28 protein-coding genes are annotated in these 24,108 nt (G+C 59.5%); 18 read left to right on the plus strand and 10 right to left on the minus strand.

The window, feature by feature from the left end; translation table 11 throughout:
- Window positions 1-160: 160 nt before the first annotated feature.
- Entirely contained in the window at window positions 161-1,300 is a 1,140-nt protein-coding gene (locus tag SIB42_RS04080) for a cysteine desulfurase family protein (protein ID WP_067096203.1), read from the minus strand.
- Between the two features lie 61 nt (window positions 1,301-1,361).
- Between SIB42_RS04080 and SIB42_RS04085 the strand changes: the two genes are divergently transcribed.
- The 4 genes from SIB42_RS04085 (at window position 1,362) to SIB42_RS04100 (ending at window position 4,275) form a co-directional block, all read left to right on the plus strand.
- On the plus strand, window positions 1,362-1,877 hold the full coding sequence (locus tag SIB42_RS04085; protein ID WP_067096206.1) for a hypothetical protein: 516 nt from the start codon (window positions 1,362-1,364) through the stop codon (window positions 1,875-1,877).
- Between the two features lie 126 nt (window positions 1,878-2,003).
- The gene (locus tag SIB42_RS04090; RefSeq protein ID WP_067096341.1) at window positions 2,004-2,687 is read left to right on the plus strand and encodes a response regulator transcription factor; all 684 of its coding nucleotides are present in this window, start codon (window positions 2,004-2,006) and stop codon (window positions 2,685-2,687) included.
- On the plus strand, window positions 2,684-3,643 hold the full coding sequence (locus SIB42_RS04095; RefSeq protein WP_231856441.1) for a pseudouridine synthase family protein: 960 nt from the start codon (window positions 2,684-2,686) through the stop codon (window positions 3,641-3,643). The genes SIB42_RS04090 and SIB42_RS04095 overlap by 4 nt, the downstream gene beginning before the upstream one ends.
- On the plus strand, window positions 3,643-4,275 hold the full coding sequence (locus tag SIB42_RS04100) for a hypothetical protein (protein ID WP_067096209.1): 633 nt from the start codon (window positions 3,643-3,645) through the stop codon (window positions 4,273-4,275). The genes SIB42_RS04095 and SIB42_RS04100 overlap by 1 nt, the downstream gene beginning before the upstream one ends.
- Before the next feature lie 34 nt (window positions 4,276-4,309).
- Here SIB42_RS04100 and bchM read toward each other — a convergent pair whose 3' ends face one another.
- Entirely contained in the window at window positions 4,310-5,023 is a 714-nt protein-coding gene (gene bchM / locus SIB42_RS04105) for a magnesium protoporphyrin IX methyltransferase (RefSeq protein ID WP_067096213.1), read from the minus strand.
- Window positions 5,024-5,047: 24 nt separating this feature from the next.
- Complete coding sequence (locus SIB42_RS04110) at window positions 5,048-6,202, minus strand: N-acetylglucosamine-6-phosphate deacetylase (protein ID WP_067096216.1); 1,155 nt, start codon at window positions 6,200-6,202, stop codon at window positions 5,048-5,050.
- Window positions 6,203-6,234: 32 nt separating this feature from the next.
- On the opposite strand from SIB42_RS04110, the gene purE reads away from it, so the two are divergent.
- The gene (purE, locus tag SIB42_RS04115; RefSeq protein WP_255359907.1) at window positions 6,235-6,822 is read left to right on the plus strand and encodes a 5-(carboxyamino)imidazole ribonucleotide mutase; all 588 of its coding nucleotides are present in this window, start codon (window positions 6,235-6,237) and stop codon (window positions 6,820-6,822) included.
- A gap of 110 nt (window positions 6,823-6,932) precedes the next feature.
- Window positions 6,933-8,030 (plus strand): AI-2E family transporter, encoded by a 1,098-nt coding sequence (locus SIB42_RS04120; protein ID WP_067096219.1) that lies wholly within the window; start codon window positions 6,933-6,935, stop codon window positions 8,028-8,030.
- Here the strand turns inward: SIB42_RS04120 and cysC are convergent.
- On the minus strand, window positions 8,011-8,658 hold the full coding sequence (cysC, locus tag SIB42_RS04125) for an adenylyl-sulfate kinase (RefSeq protein WP_067096349.1): 648 nt from the start codon (window positions 8,656-8,658) through the stop codon (window positions 8,011-8,013). The genes SIB42_RS04120 and cysC overlap by 20 nt on opposite strands.
- Window positions 8,659-8,723: 65 nt before the next feature.
- Window positions 8,724-9,050 (minus strand): translation initiation factor, encoded by a 327-nt coding sequence (locus SIB42_RS04130; RefSeq protein ID WP_067096222.1) that lies wholly within the window; start codon window positions 9,048-9,050, stop codon window positions 8,724-8,726.
- A 38-nt stretch (window positions 9,051-9,088) separates the two neighbouring features.
- Between SIB42_RS04130 and SIB42_RS04135 the strand changes: the two genes are divergently transcribed.
- Window positions 9,089-10,048, plus strand: coding sequence for a class I SAM-dependent methyltransferase (locus SIB42_RS04135; protein WP_067096352.1), 960 nt, complete (start codon window positions 9,089-9,091; stop codon window positions 10,046-10,048).
- 39 nt (window positions 10,049-10,087) lie between these two features.
- The gene (trpB, locus tag SIB42_RS04140; RefSeq protein ID WP_067096225.1) at window positions 10,088-11,338 is read left to right on the plus strand and encodes a tryptophan synthase subunit beta; all 1,251 of its coding nucleotides are present in this window, start codon (window positions 10,088-10,090) and stop codon (window positions 11,336-11,338) included.
- 16 nt (window positions 11,339-11,354) lie between these two features.
- On the opposite strand, the gene hrcA is transcribed toward trpB, so the two are convergent.
- Together hrcA and SIB42_RS04150 are read right to left on the minus strand one after the other, a co-directional pair.
- Window positions 11,355-12,347, minus strand: coding sequence for a heat-inducible transcriptional repressor HrcA (gene hrcA, locus SIB42_RS04145; RefSeq protein ID WP_067096355.1), 993 nt, complete (start codon window positions 12,345-12,347; stop codon window positions 11,355-11,357).
- A gap of 95 nt (window positions 12,348-12,442) precedes the next feature.
- On the minus strand, window positions 12,443-12,793 hold the full coding sequence (locus SIB42_RS04150) for a rhodanese-like domain-containing protein (RefSeq protein WP_067096358.1): 351 nt from the start codon (window positions 12,791-12,793) through the stop codon (window positions 12,443-12,445).
- 77 nt (window positions 12,794-12,870) lie between these two features.
- On the opposite strand from SIB42_RS04150, the gene SIB42_RS04155 reads away from it, so the two are divergent.
- The 9 genes from SIB42_RS04155 to SIB42_RS04195 are packed head-to-tail and all read left to right on the plus strand — an operon-like array spanning window position 12,871 to window position 20,520.
- Window positions 12,871-14,508 (plus strand): DUF3352 domain-containing protein, encoded by a 1,638-nt coding sequence (locus tag SIB42_RS04155; RefSeq protein ID WP_067096361.1) that lies wholly within the window; start codon window positions 12,871-12,873, stop codon window positions 14,506-14,508.
- Window positions 14,486-14,986: a SixA phosphatase family protein gene (locus SIB42_RS04160; RefSeq protein ID WP_067096228.1), complete on the plus strand. Its 501-nt coding sequence runs from the start codon at window positions 14,486-14,488 to the stop codon at window positions 14,984-14,986. The genes SIB42_RS04155 and SIB42_RS04160 overlap by 23 nt, the downstream gene beginning before the upstream one ends.
- Window positions 14,987-15,013: 27 nt before the next feature.
- Window positions 15,014-16,204 (plus strand): citrate synthase, encoded by a 1,191-nt coding sequence (locus SIB42_RS04165; RefSeq protein ID WP_067096364.1) that lies wholly within the window; start codon window positions 15,014-15,016, stop codon window positions 16,202-16,204.
- Between the two features lie 24 nt (window positions 16,205-16,228).
- Window positions 16,229-17,383 (plus strand): NADH-quinone oxidoreductase subunit NuoH, encoded by a 1,155-nt coding sequence (nuoH, locus tag SIB42_RS04170; RefSeq protein ID WP_066909075.1) that lies wholly within the window; start codon window positions 16,229-16,231, stop codon window positions 17,381-17,383.
- 56 nt (window positions 17,384-17,439) lie between these two features.
- Window positions 17,440-18,096 (plus strand): NAD(P)H-quinone oxidoreductase subunit I, encoded by a 657-nt coding sequence (gene ndhI, locus SIB42_RS04175; protein ID WP_067096231.1) that lies wholly within the window; start codon window positions 17,440-17,442, stop codon window positions 18,094-18,096.
- The gene (locus SIB42_RS04180) at window positions 18,093-18,692 is read left to right on the plus strand and encodes an NADH-quinone oxidoreductase subunit J (RefSeq protein WP_067096234.1); all 600 of its coding nucleotides are present in this window, start codon (window positions 18,093-18,095) and stop codon (window positions 18,690-18,692) included. The genes ndhI and SIB42_RS04180 overlap by 4 nt, the downstream gene beginning before the upstream one ends.
- 20 nt (window positions 18,693-18,712) lie before the next feature.
- Window positions 18,713-19,045, plus strand: coding sequence for an NADH-quinone oxidoreductase subunit NuoK (gene nuoK / locus SIB42_RS04185; RefSeq protein WP_066909066.1), 333 nt, complete (start codon window positions 18,713-18,715; stop codon window positions 19,043-19,045).
- 16 nt (window positions 19,046-19,061) lie between these two features.
- A complete protein-coding gene (locus SIB42_RS04190; RefSeq protein ID WP_067096236.1) occupies window positions 19,062-20,003 on the plus strand; it encodes an NAD(+) kinase in 942 nt (313 codons plus the stop codon).
- 10 nt (window positions 20,004-20,013) lie between these two features.
- Window positions 20,014-20,520, plus strand: coding sequence for a CYTH domain-containing protein (locus SIB42_RS04195; RefSeq protein ID WP_067096239.1), 507 nt, complete (start codon window positions 20,014-20,016; stop codon window positions 20,518-20,520).
- Window positions 20,521-20,736: 216 nt separating this feature from the next.
- On the opposite strand, the gene SIB42_RS04200 is transcribed toward SIB42_RS04195, so the two are convergent.
- Window positions 20,737-21,015, minus strand: coding sequence for a helix-turn-helix domain-containing protein (locus SIB42_RS04200; RefSeq protein WP_066909057.1), 279 nt, complete (start codon window positions 21,013-21,015; stop codon window positions 20,737-20,739).
- A gap of 91 nt (window positions 21,016-21,106) precedes the next feature.
- On the opposite strand from SIB42_RS04200, the gene SIB42_RS04205 reads away from it, so the two are divergent.
- Window positions 21,107-22,000 carry a methylenetetrahydrofolate reductase gene (locus SIB42_RS04205; RefSeq protein ID WP_067096366.1) on the plus strand — a complete coding sequence of 298 codons (894 nt, stop codon included), beginning with the start codon at window positions 21,107-21,109 and terminating at the stop codon, window positions 21,998-22,000.
- Here the strand turns inward: SIB42_RS04205 and SIB42_RS04210 are convergent.
- A complete protein-coding gene (locus SIB42_RS04210; RefSeq protein WP_067096245.1) occupies window positions 21,981-23,159 on the minus strand; it encodes a nucleotidyltransferase family protein in 1,179 nt (392 codons plus the stop codon). The two genes, SIB42_RS04205 and SIB42_RS04210, sit on opposite strands and share 20 nt — an antisense overlap.
- A gap of 44 nt (window positions 23,160-23,203) precedes the next feature.
- Complete coding sequence (locus SIB42_RS04215; protein ID WP_067096248.1) at window positions 23,204-24,103, minus strand: segregation/condensation protein A; 900 nt, start codon at window positions 24,101-24,103, stop codon at window positions 23,204-23,206.
- Window positions 24,104-24,108: the final 5 nt, after the last annotated feature.

A 24,108-nucleotide genomic window follows, 5' to 3' on the forward strand; every position in this document is an offset into this window, starting at 1 on the left:
CATGGGGCTCTGGCGAAAGCATTCCATCCGTCTTCAATGGCTTGAAGCACGTGGAGCCGCTGCTTGGCCGGTGTCTCAGTCATGAATCACTGGGGAACTTGCGCGGAAGGTAGCTTCTCTGACACTTTTTTCCAGAGGTTGTGTTACGCGTCTTTTGATCTCAGCGCTGGGTCATTGTCTGAATTGCGGTTGTGATGACCTCGATCGTTCCGTCAATGTCTGCCGCTGTGGTGTCGCGTCCCAGGCTCAGTCGCAATGACCCTTCCGCCTCTAGACGGCTTCGGCCAATGGATCGCAGAACGTGAGATGGCTCGCCGCGACTGCAAGCAGAACCACTGCTGCAGGCCAGTCGGGATCGCAGTGCCCGATGCAGGCGACTACCTGAGATGTCGGGCACTGTGAGATTGAGGTTGTGGGCCAGCCGAGGTTGCAGCGCCCCGTTGAGCTGGATCGTTGGATTGCGATCTTTGAGCCCTTCCCACAGCTGATCTCTCAAAGCCCGCAGTCGCGCCTGGCGCTCATCCAGGTCGTGTAATGACAGCTCGGCTGCAGCAGCCATGCCCATGATCAGTGGCACCGGCAAGGTGCCCGCCCGCAGGCCCTGCTCCTGTCCTCCACCCCACTGAAGCGGTTGTAGCTGGGTGCCAAGTCTCACCACCAGCGCGCCGATGCCTTTCGGTCCATTGAATTTGTGTGCGCTGAGACTGATCAACGCACAACCCAGTGCTTTGGCATCCAGGGGGAGATGCCCGTAGGCCTGGGCCGCATCGGTGTGCATCGTGATGCCGTGGCTGCTGCAGATGGCACTCAGGGCCTGGATCGGTTGAATAACGCCGATCTCGTTGTTGGCCACCATCACACTGACCAGCTGGGTGTTGGACTGAATGGCCTGTTCCAACTGTTGTTCCGTGATCAGGCCGTTCTTTTGTGGAGTCAACAACGTGATCTCAAATCCCTCCTGCTTCAGCTGCAGAAGGGGGTCGAGCACCGCGTGATGCTCACTGGCCACGCTGATCAGATGTCCTGCTCCACTGTCGGACAGCGCGCAAGCCCTGGCATGGCCCAGAAGCGCCAGGTTGTTGGCTTCGGTGGCGCCACTGGTGAAGATCAGTTCCTCGGATTTGATTCCCAGGCTGCTCGCAAGGCGTTCTCTGGCTGAGCCGATTGCAGCGGCGGCTGTCAAGCCAAGCCGATGTTGCCGGCTTGATGGATTGCCCCACTGCTCGCGCCACCAGGGCTCCATCGCCTGGATCACTGAGGGATGACAGGGTGTGGTGGCCTGGTGATCGAGGTTGATCACAACTTCACTGCTCTCAAGTAACTGTGTGGGGTCAGCATGGTGTGACTCTCAGATTGTCGCGATGCACTCCATCCGTTGGGTCTTCAGTTTGGGGCTGCTTGCGTCGGCAGCTTTTCACCCCGCTGTCGCTGAGGGGTTCGATCGGGAGCAGATCCTGGAGCAAATGAAGGCATCGCGCCCGCTCGATCTGGTGGTGATTGATCAGCGTGATGGAGCTCAGCAATACACGCTTGGAATCTTTGCGGTTGAGGGAGATTCAGTGGATCCTGAAATCCGCAGGTTCAAGCTCTGGCACGAATCTCCCGACAATTTGTTGATACCAACTGAGTCGGTGAACTGCGGACTTGAGCAACCGCTGCGGGTGACCCGGGGTACATCAGCCATCTATGTACGCAAACTCAATCCTGGGGGGTCGATGAATGCGTCCACGCGCGAAGACCATCTGGTTTGGTGGGCGGCCTGTCATCCCGAACTCGCTGGCCAGGATCCCGCCGGTCTCGCGGACAAGGCCAGAGAGCTCGGTTATTCCACTGAGTTGATCGAATCCCAGGAAGTGTTGCGGTTGCCAGCGCCCTAACGCTCCTAGATTCCGGCCAGATGAGGTCAGGCCTTGACAACCTCCCAGCCCGAACAACCCTCTCAGGCCTCTCAGCCTGAACAGTCAAACCCTTCTGAACAGCCCACACCGTCCGAACAGCCAACGGTGCGATTGCTGCTGGTGGACGATGAACCTGGGCTGCGTTCAGCAGTGCAGGCCTATCTCGAGGATGAGGGGTTTGATGTCACCACGGCTGTGGATGGTGAGGATGGTTTCGCCAAGGCGCAGCAGATGCTGCCAGACGTGGTGATTAGCGACGTGATGATGCCCCGGCTCGATGGTTATGGGCTGCTCAACAAGCTCAGAGCTGATGAGCGTCTGGGCGGTACACCCGTGATCTTCCTCACCGCCAAAGGCATGACGGCGGATCGCACCCAGGGCTATCTGGCGGGTGTTGACGATTACATCCCTAAACCCTTTGACCCGGATGAGCTGGTCGCGCGCGTGACCAACGTGGCTCAGCGTCAGCAGCGACTGTTGCAGGAAGCAGCCCGCTTCGCTGATGCCGACATGGGCCAGATGGCCAAACAGATCACGGAGATTCGCTCTCTGCTCGCTCAGGCGGAGGCACTGCCATCCAGCGACCCTGTGCAGCACAATTTCACGCCCAGGGAATCCAGTGTTCTGCAACTGGTGGCGGAAGGATTGATGAACAAGGAAATCGCTCGCCAGCTGGAGACATCAATCCGAAATGTCGAGAAGTACGTGAGCAGGTTGTTTATCAAAACCGGCACGTCCAGCCGAACGGAGCTGGTGCGTTACGCCTTGCAGCATCGTCTGGTGGAGTGACAGGCCAACAGGCAGAGCCTTTGCCTGAAGGTTGGCGTCCAGCCGCACTCAATCAGGGATGGACGTACAGAGACATCACTGACTCTCACGATCAAGGCACGCTGATCAGCGTGCTAATGGCTCAGCGTTACGCCCACTCCTGCGAAGACGTCTGGCTTCGCCGAATCGCTGCTGGTGAACTCCGACTCAACGGAAAGCTTCTGCTCAAGGATCAACCGCTGCCGGATCAAGCAGAACTGCTCTGGTGCCGTCCTCCATGGATCGAGCCTGCCATCCCAGACATCTGGTCGGTTGTGCATGATGACGGGGATCTGCTGGTGATCAATAAACCGTCCGGACTGCCGGTGATGCCCGGTGGCGGCTTTCTGCAGCACACGCTCTCCACTCTTTTGGATCAGCGCGGTCGCCAGCTGGGTGAGCCCCTGGTTGCCAAACCCGTGCATCGCCTCGGTCGCTTCACCTCCGGATTGCAGGTGTGTGCACGCCAGCCCACCACCAGAGCCGCTCTTTCGCGAGCTTTTAAGCCGTCCTCAGGAACCCGAAAGCTTTATCAGGCCTGGTCCCAGCGTGTCGCAGGGCTTGAGTTCGGGATGTCTCTTGCGGTGAATACGGATGTGGTCGAGCGGACCCATCCCTTGCTGGGATGGGTCTGGGGACCATTGCCCCCAGCGGATGGGTTGATCCGGCGACGTCTTAAAGCCCACAGTGAATTTACGCTGCTGGAACGCTGCCCCCAGGGAGATCTTCTGCAGGTCGCGATCACAACGGGTCGCCCTCATCAGATCCGCATCCATCTCGCGCAACTGGGGTCTCCCCTGCTTGGTGACCCGCTCTACATGAACGATCAGCGCATCAGTGATGTCGCCACTCCGGGAGACGCGGGCTATCGGCTCCATGCCTGGCGTCTGCAGCTGGATGATCTGCATCTCAGCTGTGAGCCGCCATCGACGTTCTGATGCTGCTCAAACTCGCCAAGACTTTTCAGCATCGGGTGATTTCAGAGGTTGATGCCATGCCTAGGTCGGTCTCCGCGGTTTTTGTTGGCTCGCTGCTCTGTCTGCTCGCGGGCTGTTCCACCGACGGTTCCGGGGGCGATCAGCGGCAGGCCAAACAGCTCAAGGTGCTGTTCTGCAATGTGGAATCAGGCACCTTCATTGATGCCAATCGTGATTCGGTCCTGTCGGTGGGTGATTCGGTCAGCTACCGACTTGCCGTGGCCAGGCTGGGCGGAGCAGTGCAGGGGTGTGAACAGGCGAATGGTTCCTTCTATGGGCTTGAACAGGTGGTTGAACGACGAGTCCTCAAAGGCGAAACCGTGTTCCTGACCCATGCCCAGGGAACCCTCACCTTCAAGGACGGCAATATCCAGACCCGTTCCCTTGGCTCGCTTCAGTCCAGCGCCGCTGTGACACCTAGCCTGGAATCAGGGGCATTGACTCTCTCGCTCGGAGATTTGTTCCCTAGCAATCACGGGGCGACCCTGATCGGTCAGGGCGGCGCTTTCAGCGGCACTGTGGGGACTGCTGATTTTGTCAGTGATACCCCTCCCTACGCGCTGCTAAAGCTGCACAGTCAGTTCGGGTCCTGACGGATCCTGAGCCCTGGTCTTTTCGAGGTGCTGTTCAGGCCTTGTGAAATTCGATCAGCCTGGAGAAGTAGAACGGCGCTTTGTTGAGGCTGCGTCGCACTGGTTTGAAGCCGCAGGCTTCCGCGGCCGCCACAATCCCTTTCTCCTTGAGGGTGTAGGCGCGGGTGGTTTTGCTGGGGCCTGGGAATAACTGGCCGATACCTTTCAGTGCTGCCAGGAGCGGCGTGTAGGGCGCGAAGCTCACGATCAGGCGTTGTTCGCTGAGAGAGCAGAGGTGCCGCACCATCTCTTCAGCAGCCTCCTGGGGGTAGTGAATGAACACATCAAGGCAGCACACGGTGTGGAATAAGCCGCTGAGACTTTCCAGATCACTGGCTGCGAAATTGAGCTTTGCCATGTCCAGGCCCGCATCACGCGCCCGGCGCTCAGCTTCCTTGGCCATGGCTTCAGAGATGTCGCTGGCATTGATGAAGCCGGCTCCCATGCGCCCCAGGGGGACGCTCAAACTGCCGACGCCGCAACCGGCATCGCAGAAACTCACATTGTTGAACTGCCCACTCTCCTCGATCCAGGCCAGCACTTCATTAACGGTTTTCTGGTGTCCGATCCTGATATTGCGCTGGACCTTATTGACGTCATCGCTATCGCTGTAGATACGGTTCCAACGATCGAATCCCGTCGTCTCGAAATAGCCCTTCACTTCCTGTTTCTCGGCCTGCTTGTCATTCAGCAGTTGCTCGGGGGACATCAATTCACTCGCAGCGGCGGAATCTTAAGCAGCCTGCCGCCAGGCCAGCTTTCGTTCTGACTCGTTCCATTCCCAGCGCAGCAGATCGTCCAGTCCATCTCCAATCAACATGGGGTCTTCAAGGCGTTCCGCAAGCACTTCTCTGGGAGCCATGGTGGACGCCCAGATCGCACCATCCGCATCACCGCTCCAGCTGGCTAGACGGCAGGTGCCTTCGAGCAAGGGCAGGGTCACGCCGGCCAAGGTGCCGTCTTCCAGTCGGCAGGTGCCGTTGTTCACCAAGAGCACTCGCTCATCCCAGCGATGTTCACCCTCCGACAGCCCGTAGGGCGCCAGGGCATCACTTACCAAAACCAGCTGATCCCCCGCCATCTTCTGCAACAACACCGCTGTGGTGGGATGCACATGCACTCCGTCGGCAATCAGCCCAAGCGCAATGTCGCCGCGACGGCAGGCTTCTCCCAAGGGCCCAGGAGCGCGGTGGTGCAGTCCCGGCATGGCATTGAAAGCGTGCGTGATCATCTCGACGCCCTGTCTGAACGCCAGGGCTGCCTGATCGGCATTTGCGGTGCTGTGACCCAGAGCCACATGGATGCCGAGCCCTTTGAGTTCGTTGATCAATTCCTGAGCACCCGGTTGCTCCGGCGCCAAGGTGATCAGGCTGATGTCGGTTTCAAATCCTGCGATCCGTGCCTTTAGGGCCGCGACGCTGGGGGCAGCGATGTGCTCCAACGGGTGTGCACCCCGCCGTGCTTCCGCAAGGAACGGGCCCTCAAGGTGTGCTCCCAGTAGCTGGCAGCGGCCCGCTTGATGCCGGTCACGGGCCTGCCGGAGAACGTTCAGGGATTGGCGTAGCGGGGCCACAGCACAGGTGACCAGGGTTGGAGCGATCGCCTCGACCCCATCGCGCCAAAGCAGCTCCAGCAACTCCAGGAGTTTCGGCAAATCCTGTTGCGTGAGCTCCGTGAAGGCCAGGCCCAGGCCCCCATTGATTTGCAGATCGATCCCCCGACGACTAATTCTGTCTCCTTGCCAGCTTTCCCCGGCCATCGCCCCACCGGCCGGCATCGGACCAGCGGCGATGATCAGATTGCGATCATCCACGCTGAGCCAGGACAGACCTGCATGGTCGTGGTTTCTGGGGCGCTGGGGCAGACGTACATCGGTGATCCGACGCATGCGGTTGGGCCGGCTCAGGCCGGTGCGGGACGATGGCAGTCTCGCTGTCCTTCCGGTTCTTGCCTGTGGCCGAGTTGCCATCCCCCCCCATTGATCCAGGTTCGGTGCCCAGGGTTGCCGTCATCATGGGCAGTGATTCCGACCTTCCCAGCCTCCGTCCTGCCGTCGAGGTGCTGGAACAGCTGGGGGTGGCGGTGGAGGTACGCGTGCTCTCGGCGCACCGCACGCCTTTGGAGATGGTCAGCTTCGCCCAGCAGGCTCGCCAGCGTGGGCTGGCCGTGATTGTGGCCGGTGCCGGTGGCGCAGCTCATTTGCCTGGAATGGTGGCCGCACTTACCACCTTGCCTGTGATTGGCGTACCGGTGCAGAGCAAAGCACTGTCAGGCGTCGACTCTTTGCATTCGATCGTGCAGATGCCCGGTGGTATTCCCGTGGCCACGGTGGCGATCGGCGGAGGTCTGAATGCGGGCTTGCTGGCTGCACAGATCCTTGCTGTCGAGGGTGGTGCGCTGGCTGAACGTCTGGAGGCCTACCGCAAGCAGCTTCATGACACGGTTGTTGAGAAGGATGTCCGTCTGAAGGATCTGGGCAGTCGTGACTATCTCGAGCGAATGACTTGATCTCCGGCCATTGCCGACCTTCGCTGTTGCCGCCAGCCGGCATTTTTGGTGCCATGAGGTGAGTGCCGTTTTCAAGCTGAGCTCCTTTTGATCTGCACCTCCTTCAAACCATGACGTCCTGGCCAGCCTGGATTCGCTGGGGATTGGTGCTGCCGTTGCTGACCCTCAACCTGTTCGTGATCCGTCAGCTCCTCCTGCCGCTGGCTCCCTTCCCGGGACTGTTTCTCACCGCCGCGCTGATCGCGTTTCTGCTGGATATTCCCTGCCGCTGGCTCACCGGTCGAGGGATGCGCCGCTGGGTGGCGATCGTGCTTGTCACTCTCGCCACGATCGGGGCATTGGTCTTCGCTGCGCTGACCCTGGTGCCGCTGCTGATTGAGCAGCTTGGCCAGTTGATCAATGCTCTTCCAGGACTGCTCTTGGCGGCCCAGCAGTGGGTGAACCGTCTCCAGGAGTGGGCCTCAATCCGTGGGCTGCCCACGGAGTTTGGCGACCTCAGCAGTGATCTGCTCTCCCGTGCAAGCACTGTGGCCAGTCAGCTCAGCCAGAGCTTGCTCAGCATTCTCGGGGCCACACTCGGCACCACGATCAACACGGTGATCGTGCTGGTGTTGGCGGTGTTCTTCCTGATCGGAGGTGAATCGATCACGAAGGGTCTGGCCCGCTGGCTGCCCGATGCGTGGCGTGGGTTGGTGACCGGCACTCTGGCTCGGACCTTTCGTGGCTACTTCGGCGGGCAAGTGCTGCTGGCGCTGATCCTGGCCTTGGGTCAGATCGTGTTGTTCACCCTTCTCAAGATCCCCTATGGCGTGCTGTTTGCCGTGCTGATCGGATTCACAACCCTGATCCCCTACGCCAGTGCTTTCACGATCGTCGCCGTGAGCGGGTTGCTCGCTTTTCAGGATCCCAGTAAGGGCCTAGAGACTCTGGTGGCCGCAATCGTGGTCGGTCAGATCGTTGATCAGGTCATTCAGCCGCGTTTGATGGGAAGCATCGTGGGGCTGCAGCCGGCCTGGCTGCTGATTGCTCTGCCCCTGGGAGCAAAGGCCGGAGACCTTTACGGCTTTGGAGAGTTGTTGGGTCTGCTGCTGGCAGTCCCTGTCGCCAGCTGCCTCAAGACGTTCGTGGATGCCTGGGCCGAGCGTCAGGGCATCCACGTGGTCGTCAGCAGTGCAGTCGTCAGCGAGGTCAGCGCTGGGCAGGAATGATGTTTCTGGAGATCAGCTCGTTCACCACCTGATCCACGCAGTTCGTCAGGTCTGCCGCTCCGGTGTCGACAGAGAGTTCCGGAGTGTCTGGTGCTTCATAAGGGCTTGAGATTCCCGTGAATTCCTTGATTTCGCCGGCCCGTGCCTTCGCATACAGGCCTTTGGTGTCGCGCTTCTCGCACACATTCAGATCAGCGGCACAGAAGATCTCGATGAAATCTCCGTCGCTCACCAAGTCGCGCGCTTTGTCGCGGTCAGCACGGAACGGCGAGACGAATGCCGTCAAAACAATGGCGCCAGAATCCAAAAACAGTTTGGAGACCTCTCCGATGCGGCGGATGTTCTCCTCACGGTCGGCGTCGGAAAATCCCAAGTCCTTGCAGAGGCCATGGCGAATGTTGTCGCCGTCCAGCACATAGGTGCTCAGTCCTCGCTCGAACAGGGCCTGATTGACCGCGTTGGCAAGCGTGCTTTTGCCCGCACCGCTCAGGCCTGTGAACCAGAGAATGGCGCTTCGGTGTCCCCGTTGTTCAGCGCGGGCTGCTCGATCAACCGATGCCTGATGCCAGGCGATATTGGTGGAAGCACCCTGGTTGGTCAGCTGGCCGTGGCTGGACGAAGCGGTCATTGGGATCCGGCGGTCTGGGGCAGCCATTGTCCCTCAGCTTGCATCTCTTTGAGCCTCGTTCAGCTTCAGCCCCCAGCGCGCTTGGGACGGTATCCCTCTTTGTTGAGCAGTTCCAGTGCGAGCTCCACCTGATCGCCCTGAAGTTCGATCAGGCCGTCTTTTGCGGTGCCACCGCTGCCGATGCGTGTCTTGAGTTTCTTCAGCAGTGCTTTGAGTCCTTCTTGGTTGAGCTCCAGACCGCGGATCACCGTCACAGTCTTGCCGCCTTTCCCCCCACGGGTCGGCTGCACCCGAACGATTTGCTGGGCTTTTGCAGTGGGTTGCTTCTCGGGGCTGCTCGGCCGCTGCAGACTGTCTGTGTTGCTGAATTCCTGCCACCCGCCTTTCGGCATTGCTTCTGCGCATCCGACACCATCCTGCCGTTTTCGTGATGACCGACTCAGCGTCCACGCCTAGATGGGCTGACTCAAGCCAAGGCCTTGGTCGCTGGATCGAACACTTGATCGGTATTGATCTGCTGAGGCGTCCCCTGTTTTTCCAGGCACGTCAGATGATTATCCGAACGGCGGAACGCAACGGCATTCCCTGGAGAGTCCGTCGCCGTGAACTCGAGAAGGCTGCAGCACCGTTGTTGTCGAGCAGCATCACTCCAGGCCTGGTGCCGCCCGCCTACTACGTGGCGCGTTTTCACGCCTATGAACAGGGCAATCTCTGCTGGCAGGCTGCTGCCGAAGCGGAGCAAGCCACCGATGCGATGGCCCTGCGCATCTGGCCGGACGAGGCGCTGGCACCATCTGTGGCCCAAGCCCGTCTGCGGGATGAGATCCACCGCGCTTTGGCGCCGCTCCTGAACGGATCCATTGATCAGGTGCTCGATCTTGGCTGTTCAGTGGGAGTGAGCACGTTGTATCTCGCAAGCTGGTTGTCTGAGCGGGCAGAGCAGCGCCAAGAGCCCGCACCTCGGATTCAGGGCCTGGATCTTTCCCCCGACATGCTCGCAGTGGCTCGTGTGCGTGATCGGGAGGGACTCGTGGATGGCTGGTTGCATGCAGCGGCGGAGGACACGGGTCTGGCGGATGCGTCCTTTGACCTGATCAGTCTTCAGTTCGTTTGCCATGAGCTGCCTCAGGATGCGACCCACGCCGTGCTGGGGGAGGCTGCTCGGTTGTTGCGGCCAGGAGGTGCTCTGGTGATGGTGGATCAGGATCCCGCCTCCTCCGTGCTTCAGCGCCTTCCAGCGGCAGTCGCCACATTGCTCAAAAGCACCGAGCCCTATATCGAGCAGTACTTCGGCCTCGATATGGCTGCGGCCCTGCGGACGGCAGGGTTCCGGAATCTTCAAATCAGTGCCTGTGATCCACGGCATCGCGTGATTGCCTGCTTACGCTGAGCCAACGCTTCAAAGGCCGCGCGCGCGGTCAGCTGCACCTTGACCAGCACCCTGCCACCCAAGCCCACCGCTCAGGATCTGGCCCTCAGCTCCAGGCCTGCCTCCTCCGGTCGTTTCGGCCGTTTCGGTGGTCAGTACGTGCCTGAAACGCTGATGCCTGCCCTGGCTGAGCTGGAGACGGCCGCGGCTGAGGCCTGGAAAGATCCGTCTTTCACCTCAGAGCTCAACCGCCTGCTGCGCAACTACGTGGGCAGGGCCACACCTCTCTATGAAGCTGAGCGGCTCACAGCCCATTACCGCCGCAGTGATGGCGGACCCAGGATCTGGTTGAAGCGTGAGGACCTCAACCACACCGGCGCCCACAAAATCAACAATGCGCTCGGGCAGGCGTTGCTGGCCCTGCGAATGGGCAAAAACCGGATCATTGCCGAAACAGGAGCTGGTCAGCACGGGGTCGCGACGGCCACGGTCTGCGCTCGCTTCGGGTTGAAGTGTGTGGTGTACATGGGTGCTGAAGACATGCGCCGTCAGGCTCTGAATGTGTTCCGCATGCGTCTTCTTGGTGCCAGCGTTCAGCCTGTGACCGCCGGCACCGCCACGCTCAAGGACGCCACCAGCGAGGCCATCCGTGACTGGGTTACGAATGTGGAGACCACGCATTACATCCTCGGGTCAGTGGCAGGCCCCCATCCCTATCCGATGTTGGTTCGCGACTTTCATGCAGTGATCGGAGAGGAGGCCAGGGACCAATGTCAGCAAGCGTTCGGTCGTTTGCCAGACGTGCTGATGGCTTGCGTTGGTGGGGGTTCCAACGCCATGGGTCTTTTTCATCCCTTTGTGGAGTGCAGCGATGTGCGTCTGATCGGAGTTGAGGCCGCCGGTGATGGCGTCGCCACAGGCCGTCATGCCGCCACGATGACTGAAGGCAGGGTCGGTGTGCTTCACGGTGCAATGAGCCTGTTGTTGCAGGATCAGGACGGGCAGGTGCAGGAAGCTCATTCGATCAGTGCCGGCCTGGATTACCCGGGAGTTGGGCCTGAACACAGCTACCTGCGTGAGATCGGCCGGGCCGAATACGGCGCCGTCACCGACGCTGAAGCGCTCCAGGCGCTTCAACTGGTGAGCCGCTTGGAGGGCATCATTCCTGCCCTCGAGACAGCGCATGCATTCGCCTGGCTTGAGACCCTCTGTCCAACCCTGCCGGATGGCACTGAAGTGGTGTTGAACTGCTCTGGTCGTGGTGACAAGGATGTGAACACGGTCGCCGAGCAGCTTGGCGACGCACTCTGAAGATTCAGAGCATGTCTCAGCTCAGTAAGCGCTCCAGGGTGACAGCAACGGAGTTGACGGCCGCACGAGCGGTCGCGTAGGCCATCCGCATGGGGCCGATCAGGGCAACCTGGCCCACGCCTCCGTCACCGCTGCGATAGCTGGCCTGAACGACTGAGCAGCGGCTCAATGCTGTCTCAGGATGCTCACGTCCGATCCAAACGCGCCCGTCGGACCAGGCAGGTGCGGGAACAAACGCTGCCGGGTCACTGTCCATCAGGTCGAGAAGAGGCCTCACCCTGGCGCTGTCACTGAATTCGGGTTCAGCCACGAGCCGCGACACCCCATGCACTAACGGTGCCTGCTCGATCGGGCGTTGGAAGAGATTGCCGTTCTCCAGCGCGTCCTGAAGTGCCCTTCCGCAGGATTGTAGCTGCTGTGGCAGACAGCTCCAGTCCAGCTGTCCGGCCTGCACCAGTTGGTCTGAGGTCCAGCGTTCTAAGGCTTCCACCTGACCGGCACTGCCGTGGGGCAGCCGCAGATTGAGGTGATGGGCCTGGCTGGAATCGCCCACGAGCATCACCAGCAGGCGGTCCTCACTGCGCACCAGGCGAATGGTTCTGAGATTGCTTTGGGATCGTTGCGGCGGGCTGATCAGGCTCATCAGACCTGTGAAATCCGTCAGCCGGCGTGCCAGCTGCAGCAGCAGGTCATCCAGTGCCGCCCAGCGCAGGCTCAGCTGGGTCAATTCCCGCTCCAGGTGATGTGCACCCGCACCGGGTTCGGGCAGAAGGCAGTCCACATAGTGGCGGTAGCCCTGGGGGCTGGGCACGCGCCCCGCTGACGTGTGTGGCTGGGTCAGGAGTCCACGCTGTTCCAGAGCTCCCATGGCCGAACGCACCGTGGCCGAACTCGCTTTGATTCCGAATCTCTGCACTAAAGCGCGACTGCCCACTGGTTCGATGGTGTCGACATAGTGGTGGACCGTGGCCTGAAGAACCTCCTGCTGTCGTCGGGGCAGCGGCTTCACGGAGATCACCTTGCGGATCGTGATCTTACGAAGAATCAGTCAGGGAGATTGGTTCCTGTCATGAATGCATGCCGTTCGGCTGACTGGCGCGCTGATCAGTAGCGCGGCACTGCGGGATCCACCACAACGCTCCAGGCGTCAATGCCACCCTCGAGGTTCCAGACGTCCAGGGATGGTCGATTCTCGAGCAGCCAGCAACCGAAATTCCAGCTGCGCACACCGGCATGGCACAGCACCACGATCGAACCACCGTTTGGCAGCACGTCATCAATGCTCCCCATCCAGTTTTCAGCATCACTGAGGGGCAGATGCTTCACCGGGTGCGGAAATGGAGCGATCACCAGTTCCTGCTGCTCCCGCACATCCACAACGGTCAGATTGGTGTTGTCGTTGAGCCAGTCGTTCAGTTCGCTGGCCTTGAGGGGTTTTGGGGTGGGTCCATTCATCGCTTCAGTCTGGCTTTGGGCTGGCACAGCACCATGGATAGATAGAAGATGAGCACCATGTGCTTCACCGCCTGTTCATGAAAGGGCGCTCGTTCCTGTTGGCTCTGGTCGCTGTGGCGATGGTGCTGCTCACCCTGGCGCTGGGTGTTTGGTGGGCGATGGCTCGTCAGAGCCCGCTGCGGATTATGGACCGGCCCCTTGAGCTGCCCCGCGCAGCACGGTTTATGCCAAGTGATGCAGCCCTGACGCTGCACTGGCTGGTCGACTCGCGTCAGGTGCCTGCTTACGCCCAGGCCGTTGCGCCCGTTCGCCAGCGCCAACTGGTGAATGACAGCACCCGTCAGCTCAGAGATGGTGCCTTTGCTCTAGCCGGCCTTGACTTCAGCACTGAGCTGGCCGGCTGGATTGGGCCCGAAGTCAGCTTTGCAGTGCTTGACGCTCCTGCACAGCAGTCCGGGGAACAACCCAAGCAGGGTTGGGTCCTGGCACTGTCCAGCCGCGATGAAGATGGGGCCAAGCGCTTTCTGCAGCGTTTCTGGCAGACCCGAAGCCTGGCAGGCACCGATCTTCAGATCTCCCGCTACCGCGGTATGGGACTGATCAGCGGTCGCGGTGCCCTGCTGGGAAGGGATCCCCAACCGATCGCCACGGCCTTGATCGACGACGATCTGCTGTTGCTGGCTTCAGGGCGAGGCGTGCTTGAACAGGCGCTGGATGTCTCTCAACTGGACAGTCAGCATCAGCTCGGAGACCCTGTTCTGGCCGCTGATCTGCAGAGCTTCGGTCGTGGTGCTGCCGTTCTGATTGCCACCCCTGGTGCGATGGACCGCTGGCTTGGGGTCCCCTCAGCGATCACTGCCCGTGAAGACCTGCAGGGGCTGGTGGCATCGCTGACACCGCAGGGCGCTGATCTGGCGCTTGATGCCGTGGTCCACTTCCGTGAGCCTCTGATTCCCCGGATGTCTCAGCTGGCGGACAGCGATGTGTTCCTTAGAGATGCCGGTGGTGATGCGGAGACAGTCGCTCTGCTTACGAATCCTGCGGCTCTTCTGGCTGCCGATGCCAATGAGCCCCTGGCTCAGTGGATCGCTCCCCTTCTGCGGCAGTCGATCGAATCCCTGTCGACCGGGGCCGCGGCTGCCGTCGCCGGCCTCGATGAGGGGCCCATGCTTTGGCAGCAAGGGCCGCAGGGCTGGGTGTTAGGCACCCGGCCGAATCGTCCCGATCCCGAAGTGGTGGATCAGCGACTTCAGGGGCTTGGGTTGACAGGCTCCACTCTCGACAGCGAAGGTCAACCTGTTCAGGTCTGGACCCGTCTGGCTCGTCAACGACGTCGAGGAGAGGAGTCGCTGCAAGCTGAACTTGCTGTCGCTCTGGAGCGGCATATCGGTGTGAACTGGTGGGCAGAGACCCTCGATGGTTTGCGCCGTCGCGGTGAGAGTGGTGACCTGATGCAGCGACAGCAGCAGCTGCAGCAGCTGCAGTCCGCGAGTCAGTCAGTGCTGTCTCAGCAACTGGCACTCGCTGCGGCGCCAAGCCGCTTGCACCTTGGTCAGTGGCGACCCTGGGAGCTGGTGCAGGGGGTGGCAGGTCGATCACTGTTGCCAGCTGTGAAAGGTTTGGCTGTCTCTGCTGGGGCTGACCCAAACGCCACCTCCGTTCAGGATGAACGTGTGAGCAGCTTGCGTCTCCGTGCGCGACTCCAGCTCGGTTGATCTTCTTCTCCTGCGCCATGGCATTGCCGCAGAACGGTTCTGCGGCCGTGATCATCCCGATCGCCCCCTAACCGATCGCGGCATGCGGCGAACTCTGGAGGTTGTCCGACAACTGCGGATGCTGGATGTTCAGGCGGACACACTGATCAGCAGTCCTTACCGGCGATGCATGCAGACCGCTGAGTTGGCGGTCCAGGCTGGGTTAGCGAAGTCGATCTGTCTGGATTCAGCCCTGGAGCCAGGCGGTGACCCGTGGCCGTTGGTCTCCCGCGTTTCCGGCTGTTTCCTGTTGGTTGGCCATGAGCCAGATCTGAGCACTCTTGCGGCGACGCTGATCGGAGCACCCGCCAGCAGCCTGCGCTTGCGTAAGGCGGGATACTGCCATCTCAGTTGGCACGCTGACCTGAGCGATCCTCGGGGTCAGGCTGAACTGCAGGCATTACTCAGGCCTCGTCTTTTGCTCCCGCGCTCCGTTTAAGTTGCCCTTGCGCTGAAGCGGAGGTTGGTGAGTCAGAAAAATGGTGCCGAGATCCGTCATGAGCGAACGGGTCTGGTGTTCCGCCCCGGACTTGAGGGGGTGCCTGCCACCCAGTCGTCCATCTGTGACATTGATGGTCATGCAGGCTGCCTGTCCTATCGCGGCTACCCCGTCGACGATCTGGCCACCCACTGCAGCTTTCTGGAGACCACCTACTTGCTGATCTGGGGTCAATTGCCCACTCCTCAGCAGTTACGAGACTTTGAGGACGAGGTGCAGATGCACCGACGCGTTAGTTTCCGCGTCAGGGACATGATGAAGTGCTTCCCCTCCGATGGGCATCCGATGGATGCCCTGCAGTCCAGCGCAGCGTCTTTGGGTCTGTTTTATTCCCGTCGTGCCATCGACGACCCTCAGTACATCTATGACGCGGTGGTTCGGCTGATCGCCAAGATCCCGACCATGGTCGCCGCCTTTCAGCTGATCCGTAAAGGCCAAGATCCCATTCAGCCCAGAGACGATCTGGCGTATTCCGCCAATTTTCTCTACATGCTCATGGAGCGTGAGCCAGATCCTATGGCCTCAAGGATCTTTGATCAGTGCCTGATCCTGCATGCGGAGCACAGTCTCAATGCGAGCACTTTCAGTGCCCGCGTCACCGCCAGCACACTCACCGATCCTTATGCGGTCGTCGCCTCAGCCGTCGGCACGCTGGCTGGCCCCCTTCATGGCGGGGCCAATGAAGATGTCCTGGCGATGCTCGAAGAGATCGGCACACCAGATCAGGCCGCAGGCTATCTCGATGAGGCCATGGCCAGCAAGCGCAAGATCATGGGATTCGGTCACCGTGAATACCGCGTCAAAGATCCTCGTGCGGTGATTCTTCAGGCTCTTGCTGAAGAGATGTTCGAACGCTTTGGTCACGATGAGATGTACGACGTGGCCAGAGCTCTGGAGACAGCGGCGGAAACTCGTCTCGGCCCAAAAGGGATTTATCCCAATGTGGATTTCTATTCCGGACTTGTTTATCGCAAGCTGGGTATTCCCAGAGATCTGTTTACGCCGGTCTTTGCCATCGCAAGAGTGGCCGGATGGCTGGCTCACTGGCGTGAACAGCTTGGTGCCAATCGGATCTTTCGGCCATCTCAGATCTACACCGGCAGTGATCTGCGCCAATGGACGCCACTGGAGGCCCGAGTTCCAACCATCACCACTTAAGTTACATTCATCACACCTTTGCTCATGGTGACTTTCCTCGCCACCAGCGCACCGGCTCTGGTCAGTCCAGGCCTGGATCTGGAACGAAGTTTCAGTCAAGCTCTCGAGGGCTTTGGACTGTCTGAGCAAGCAGCTCGTTTGATCTGGCTGCCACTACCCATGCTGTTGGTGCTTGTCGCAGCAGTGGTAGGGGTTCTCGTCACCGTTTGGCTCGAACGCAAGATCTCAGCAGCGGTTCAGCAGCGCATTGGACCTGAATATGCCGGGGCACTCGGTGTTCTTCAGCCCCTTGCGGATGGTCTCAAATTGCTGGTGAAGGAAGACATCATTCCCGCCAGGGCCGACAGTCTGTTGTTCACGCTCGGCCCTGTTCTGGTCGTTGTTCCAGTGATTCTGTCCTGGTTGATCGTTCCCTTCGGTCAGAACCTTTTGATCAGCAATGTCGGTGTAGGCATTTTTCTGTGGATCTCTCTCAGCAGCGTTCAGCCGATCGGCCTGCTGATGAGCGGATACGCCTCGAATAATAAATATTCCCTGCTTGGAGGTCTCAGGGCAGCTGCACAGTCGATCAGCTACGAGATTCCCCTCGCTCTCGCTGTGCTTGCAGTGGTGATGATGAGCAATTCCCTCAGCACCGTCGACATCGTCGATCAGCAAACTGGAGCGGGAATCCTCAGTTGGAATATCTGGCGCCAACCTGTCGGCTTTCTGATTTTCTGGATCTGCGCCCTGGCGGAATGTGAACGCCTTCCGTTCGACCTCCCCGAAGCGGAAGAGGAGCTGGTTGCCGGCTATCAGACCGAATACGCCGGCATGAAGTTCGCGCTCTTCTACCTCGGCAGCTACATCAATCTGGTGCTCTCAGCTCTGCTTGTTTCGGTCCTCTATCTCGGTGGCTGGGGCTTCCCTTTGCCGGTGGAATGGCTGGCCGGCTGGCTGGGGCAATCGGTCGATGCTCCTCTCGTCCAGGTGATAACAGGCACAACAGGCATTGTGATGACCGTGCTGAAGGCCTATCTGCTCGTTTTCATTGCCATTCTGCTGCGCTGGTCGACGCCGCGGGTTCGCATTGACCAGTTGCTTGATCTTGGTTGGAAGTTCCTGCTGCCACTGGCTTTGGTCAATTTGCTCGTGACCGCAGCGCTGAAACTTGCATTCCCGGTCGCCTTCGGGGGTTAGGTTTAATTACCTAGGCTCTTGACTCAGCGGTCACTCCGTCTCCCTTCCCTCAGGCCATGTTCGGTTTTCTCAAACAGGTTGGTGACTACACCAGAGATGCCGTCGACGCGGCGCGCAATCTCACCCAGGGTCTGGCCGTCACCTTCGACCACATGAAGCGCCGTCCCGTCACGGTGCAGTACCCCTACGAGAAGCTGATCCCCTCGGAGAGGTATCGCGGGCGCATCCATTACGAGTTTGATAAGTGCATTGCATGTGAGGTGTGCGTGCGCGTCTGCCCGATCAATCTGCCCGTGGTGGATTGGGTGATGAATAAGGCCACCAAAAAGAAAGAACTGAGGAATTACTCGATTGATTTCGGGGTGTGCATTTTTTGTGGAAATTGCGTGGAGTACTGCCCCACCAATTGCCTTTCGATGACGGAGGAGTACGAGCTGGCGGCATTTGACCGTCACAGCCTCAACTACGACAACGTCGCACTGGGGCGTCTCCCTACCAGCGTGACCACCGACCCATCAGTTCTGCCTCTGCGGGAATTTGCTTACCTTCCGGCCGGCGAAATCGATCCCCATGTTGTGGATCCCGATCGCCCACGGGCTGGGAAGCGACCTGATCAGCTGCTGGCTGCCATGAAGTCAGCCGCAGCTGTTTCAACACTGGATGCGGGAGAATCGACCACGGTGTCCACGGATCGCAAGGAGAGTGCTGAATGACGATCGCAGCGTCAACGCAACTGATCTGCTTTCTGGTGCTCAGCTCTGTGGTTGTGCTGGGAGCTCTCGGGGTGGTGTTGCTCAGCAACATCGTTTATTCGGCCTTTCTGCTTGGGGGCGTGTTTCTGGCAGTGGCTGGTTTGTATCTGTTGCTCAATGCCAGTTTCGTTGCTGCAGCCCAGGTGCTGGTCTACGTCGGTGCTGTGAACGTGCTGATCTTGTTTGCGATCATGCTCGTCAACAAAAAAGAAGACCTTGCTCCAATTCCAGGGTTGACCTTGCGTCGCCTGCTTTCTGGTGGCGTCTGTGCCGGCCTCTTCGCCTTGTTAACAAGGGTCGTCCTAACAACTCCGTGGGCGGAAGGGCCAGAGCCGATTGGCGAAGACGCCACGGTTCGAATCGGTGAGCACCTCTTCACGGACTATCTGCTTCCCTTCGAGCTGGCCTCGGTTCTTCTGCTGATGGCCATGATTGGAGCCATTGTGCTGGCTCGACGCGATGTTCAGGCCGTCGATCCAGGCACTGGTGAAATTGCGGATCAAGGCCTGATTGAAAAGGCCCGGACTCCCCTGCTGGTTGATCAACCACCTTCCTGACCTTTCCCTGCCTTCTTGTCATGCTCTCCGAGCTGCTGTCCGGTTCCGTTCCTCTCGAGGCCTATCTGCTTGTCGCCGCAGTGCTGTTTTGCACGGGCGTCTGGGGGCTGATCAACAGTCGTAATGCTGTGAGGGTGCTGATGAGCATCGAGCTGATGCTCAATGGTGTGAACATCAATCTGATGGCGTTCTCCTCCTATGTGGATGGCCAGCTGATCCGTGGTCAGATTTTCTCAGTGTTCGTGATCACCGTGGCTGCTGCTGAAGCGGCGGTTGGCCTGGCCATTCTTTTGTCGCTTTATCGCAATCGCGTCACAGTGGACATGGAACGCTTCAACCTTCTGCGCTGGTAGGGCCGGCGCCCTCATCATGCGTCTGCATCGGGTCTGGTTGATCTATAGGGCTGAAAGCCCTCTGGCTCTGAAAGAGGCCAAGGCCTGTGCCAAGACGCTCGAGTCTCTTGGCGTAACTGTGTCTGTGGCGATGAGCGGTCTCAGCGCGGATCCCTTCCCAGGCCTGCTCGCGTCTGAACCGGAACTCCCTGACCTGGCGGTGGTGCTTGGAGGCGATGGCACGGTTCTTGGTGCTGCAAGGCATCTGGCTGTTTATGACGTGCCGATTCTCTGTTTCAACGTCGGCGGTCATCTGGGCTTCCTCACCCATGAACCAGGGCTGATTCGGCGTGATGGTCTGTGGCGACGCCTGCAGGACGACCATTTCGCGATGGAACGTCGCATGATGCTGCAGGCTGTCGTGAATCGAGCCGATGACCTCAACTGTTCTGTGTCTGGAGAAGGGGGGCAGGCCGAGGATGACATTGAGCGTCATTGGGCTCTGAATGATCTGTATCTGCGTCCCTGTCAGGAGGATCTTGCGCCCACCTGCACCCTTGAACTGGAGATTGACGGAGAAGTGGTTGACCAGGTCCGCGGAGATGGTTTGATCCTGGCGACTCCAACCGGTTCAACCGGTTACGCCATGGCAGCCGGAGGACCCATCCTTCACCCAGGAATTGACGCCATCATCGTGAGCCCCATCTGTCCGATGAGTCTGTCCAGTCGTCCGGTGGTGCTTCCACCTAGGTCGAGATTGGTGATCTGGCCGCTTGGAGACGGATATCGGCCAGTGAAGCTCTGGAAGGACGGCGCCAGTGGGCCGGTGCTGTGCCCTGGTGAATGCTGCGTGATTCAAAGGGCTCCCCATCACGCGCTGATGGTTCAGCTGGAGCAGTCGCCCTCTTACTACCGCACCCTTTCACGCAAGTTGCACTGGGCCGGGAGCCTGGTGGACACGATGCCCTCGCCCAACTGACAGCTCAGCGATGCCCCTTGAGATCGAACGCCGTTTCCTTGTGACCGGGTCTGGCTGGCGTGCCCATGCAGGAGAGCCACAGCACCTCAGACAGGGCTATCTGGTTTCGAGTGAGGACGGTTTCACCGTCCGGGTGCGGCTTCGGGCGGATGGAAAAGCTTGGCTCACGCTCAAGGCGCCCGCGGAGGGAATCGCGTGTCATGAATTCGAATACGAACTGCCGTCTGCTGATTCCGAAGCCCTCTGGACGCTTGCGCCCCATCGGTTAATCAAGACCCGGTTTTCCTTGTCGCTTCCCGGTGGCGAGTGGGTGGTGGATTGCTTTGAAGGAGACAATGCACCGCTGGTGCTGGCGGAGGTAGAGCTCAGTGACGCCTCAGATCTCGTTGACCAACCCGAGTGGTGTGGTCGGGAGGTCACCGGCGAAGGGCTCTGGAGCAATGCAGCACTGGCTTATCAGCCGATTTCAAGCTGGCCTCTGGAGATGAGACAGCGTCAAGGTCTGGAGTCGACTTAAGACAATCACTCCACGACCCTTGAAAGAGTCTTTGGTTTTCCTTTAGGTTTGGATTGGGAATCATGAAGTGACTCGTGCACGGCCTCTACGACCACGATGGAATTCTGCGATTCATCGGACTGGATCGGGAGGCCTGTGTCGCGTATGCAGAGCTGTTCGACCTTTCTCTGGCCAGTTGCTCCCTAATGGATCTGCCTGTGCCTCTGCCGCTGGCAGTCAGGACGCGTCAACGGATGATTCCGGGAGTAGGCAACAGTTGAAGCCATCGCGGCAGATTTTCCCGTGATCCATGGCCCAATTCAGCAGGGCAACTCTGTTCTTGGAGCCAGTCTTGGTGAAGACGTTGCTGACGTGATTGTCTACCGTCCGTTTGCTGATGGTGAGCCGCTCTGCAATCTCCTGGTTGGTCAATCCCTCTGCGACCAGTTCGATGATTTCGACCTCCCGTGTCGAGAGTGAGATGTTCGAGGACCCATGTCCATCGCCATTCACCATGCTGGACACCGACGATTCTTCCTCCTCCATCCTAGGCATTCTTTCCTGACTGGCGATCTTCCATAGTGGCCATCAGAAGCATTTGAAGGGTTTGGGTTCAGCGCTGCAGCGCAGTCTTGAGGCTGGTGCCGTCACCGTCACGGCTGAGGTGATGCCACCCCGTGGGGGAGATCCCAGTCATACCTTGGCCATGGCCAATCTCCTGCGCGACTGGGTTCAGGCCATCAATGTCACTGACGGCAGCCGCGCTGTGATGCGCATGAGCAGTCTTGCGGTGTGCCGCTTGCTGTTGGACGCCGGGCTTGAGCCTGTGCTGCAAATGGCAGGGCGTGATCGCAATCGCATTGGGATTCAGGCGGATCTGCTCGGTGCCCATGCGCTCGGTATCCGTAATTTGCTGTGTCTCACTGGGGATTCAGTGAAGGCTGGTGATCAACCTTCCGTTCGCCCGGTGCATGAACTGGAGTCGGTGCGGCTGCTCCAGCAAGTCAGCGCTTTCAACCGGGGTGAGGACCCTGTGAAGGAGAGCCTGCCTGATGGCCCCACAGCCTTATTTGCAGGAGCTGCCGCTGATCCGCACTGTGCCAGCTGGTCGGGGCTCAAGCGCAGGCTGGAGCGTAAACGCGAAGCAGGTGCTCGTTTCGTTCAGACCCAAATGGTGATGGATCCGCAGGTGCTAGAGCGTTTCTGCCGAGACATGGCTGCTCCGATGGAGCTGCCTGTTCTGGCAGGGGTGTTTCTGCTCAAGTCAGCGAGGAATGCCAGTTTCATCAATCAGAAGGTCCCTGGAGCCAACATTCCAGACAGCCTGATCGCGCGACTGGATGCCGCCTCAGATCCTGCGGCCGAAGGCATCGCCATCGCGGCTGAGCAGGTCCGGCAATTTGCCGGGATTGCTCAGGGCGTCCACGTGATGGCCGTGAGAGCGGAAGAGCGGATTCCTGAGGTGCTGGAGCGAGCTGGTCTCAGCTCGCAGCAGTTGTGAGGTCAGTCCCGAGCAGTTCGGCCATCGCTTTCTGCTGAGGGGATGGCTCAACCAGATCCTGGCGCCGGGCATCGGTGATCAACCAGTCGAGGGCAGCTTCCTGAAGATCGAAATGGTCGCCATTTTTGCCAACGCAGTAACGGCCGAACACCAGTTTTTCTACGAGCTGGACGCCTGCGCCGATGCGTGAGTAGTCGAAGATGATCGAATTATCGATTGTGGCGCCTTCGCAGATGTGGCAGCTGGGCCCGATCATCGTGGGGCCTATCAGCGTTGCTCCGTCTTCGATCTTGGTCATGCCACCGACATAGACGGGGCCCTGAACGTTAATCCGGTCCCAGTTGGCCGCCACATTCAGGCCGGTGTAAACCCCAGGACGAACCTCTTTGCCAGGAATGCCCACCTGGCGAACATCACCCTGAAGCACACTTCGGATCGCCCGCCAGTAATCGGGAACCTTGCCGATGTCGACCCATTCGAACTCCATGGGTAAGGCATAGAACGGTGCACCGACCTCCACAAGCCTGGGGAAGAGATCCGAGCCGATGTCGAAGGACTCACCCGAAGGGATGTGCTCAAAAATCTCTGGTTCGAAGAGATAGATGCCTGTATTGATGGTGTCGCTCAGGGCTTCGTCCACCTTCGGCTTTTCCTGGAAGGCCTGAATTCGTCCCTCTGCATCACTCACCACAACGCCATAGCTGCTGACCTGTTCCTTCGGAACGCGTTTGGTGATCAGGCTGGCGAGGGCACCTTTCTCCCGGTGACGTCTCACCGCTTCGGTGAGATCAAGGTCGATGAGTGCATCGCCACACAACACCACAAAGGTGTCGTCGAAGAACGTCTGGAAATCCTGGATTTTCTTCAGCCCGCCAGCTGAGCCCAAAGCGTCACCGATCAGTTCGCCATCTTCGATACGGCCTTCAAAGCTGTAAGCGATTTCCACTCCAAATCGCTGGCCATCTCGGAAGTAGTTCTCGATCTCCTCGGCCAGGTGGGACACATTGACCATCACCTCTGCGAAACCATGCTCCTTGAGCAGTTCCAGCAGGAATTCCATCACCGGCTTCTGCAGGATTGGAATCATCGGTTTGGGGATCACATGTGTGATCGGCTGAACCCTTGTTCCCTTGCCCGCGGCCAGGATCATCGCCTTCATCGGCGTTACAGGCTTACAACGGATAAGCCAACATAAGGGTGTGGTTAAGCGGCCACGGCCCCCTCGGCCGGCATGACAGCTGGCACGTCCAGGCTGGTCAGAGGCATCTGGGCCATGGTGCCTGGAGCAAGTAGCCGTTTGAGTCGGATCGGACCGTGTAGCGAGTCCATCTGCTCCAGCTCAACCTGGCCTTGTGAAGACAGGAACAGAAGTGCCCAGAACACCCCTACGCGGTCCTTATCCAGGTCGTCGTCGGCAATGTCGTTCCATTGAGTCACCAGGTGTTCGAAATTGACCCATTGCAGGGCTGCTTCCCAGCCGTTCAGGAAGACCCCCATGGCTGCTGTGGTTTCCGGCAGTTTCTCTCGGTGAGCGAGGGCGGCCACCTGAGCGATTGCTTCCTTGTTGGAATAGCGCTTCTGACGCTGGCGTCGGCGCATTTCCAGTTCGTCTGATTCGAGCTGCTCTGCAATCGATTCCAGTTGTTCAATCAGTTCCCCCAGCGTGACCGGGCGCCGCAGCGGTGGTGGAGCCACCGGTCGGCGTTGCAAGTGTCGCTCGGGGTGGCGAGGGATGTCGAAGCTTGGATCTAGCCATCCCTGGCTAGCAAAATCCACCTCAAACATCTCCTCAACCTCTGGTTGTGGAGGAAACGTGCTGGCTTCAAGCACTTCCGCTTTGAGGCCCACCAGCACTGACGCTGCCAGGAAGGCTTCACTGCTGTCGGCCAGGTCACGTTCATAGCTTCCGCCGCGTCGCTTCAACGCTTCCTCAACCTGGCGGGGAACTTCGATCCGTTGTTTCAGCTGATCCAGAAAGCCATCGACCACAGCGATGACATCCACATCCCATGGATCAAGATCACCCTGCTGAGCAGCGTCCTGAAGCAGGCGAATCGCGAGCCTTGCACCGGCATCGGCTCTCTGATTCAGCCCGGCATCCATCTCAG

The sequence above is a fragment of the Synechococcus sp. MIT S9508 genome (genome assembly GCF_047303045.1).
Taxonomy (GTDB): Bacteria; Cyanobacteriota; Cyanobacteriia; order PCC-6307; family Cyanobiaceae; genus Synechococcus_C.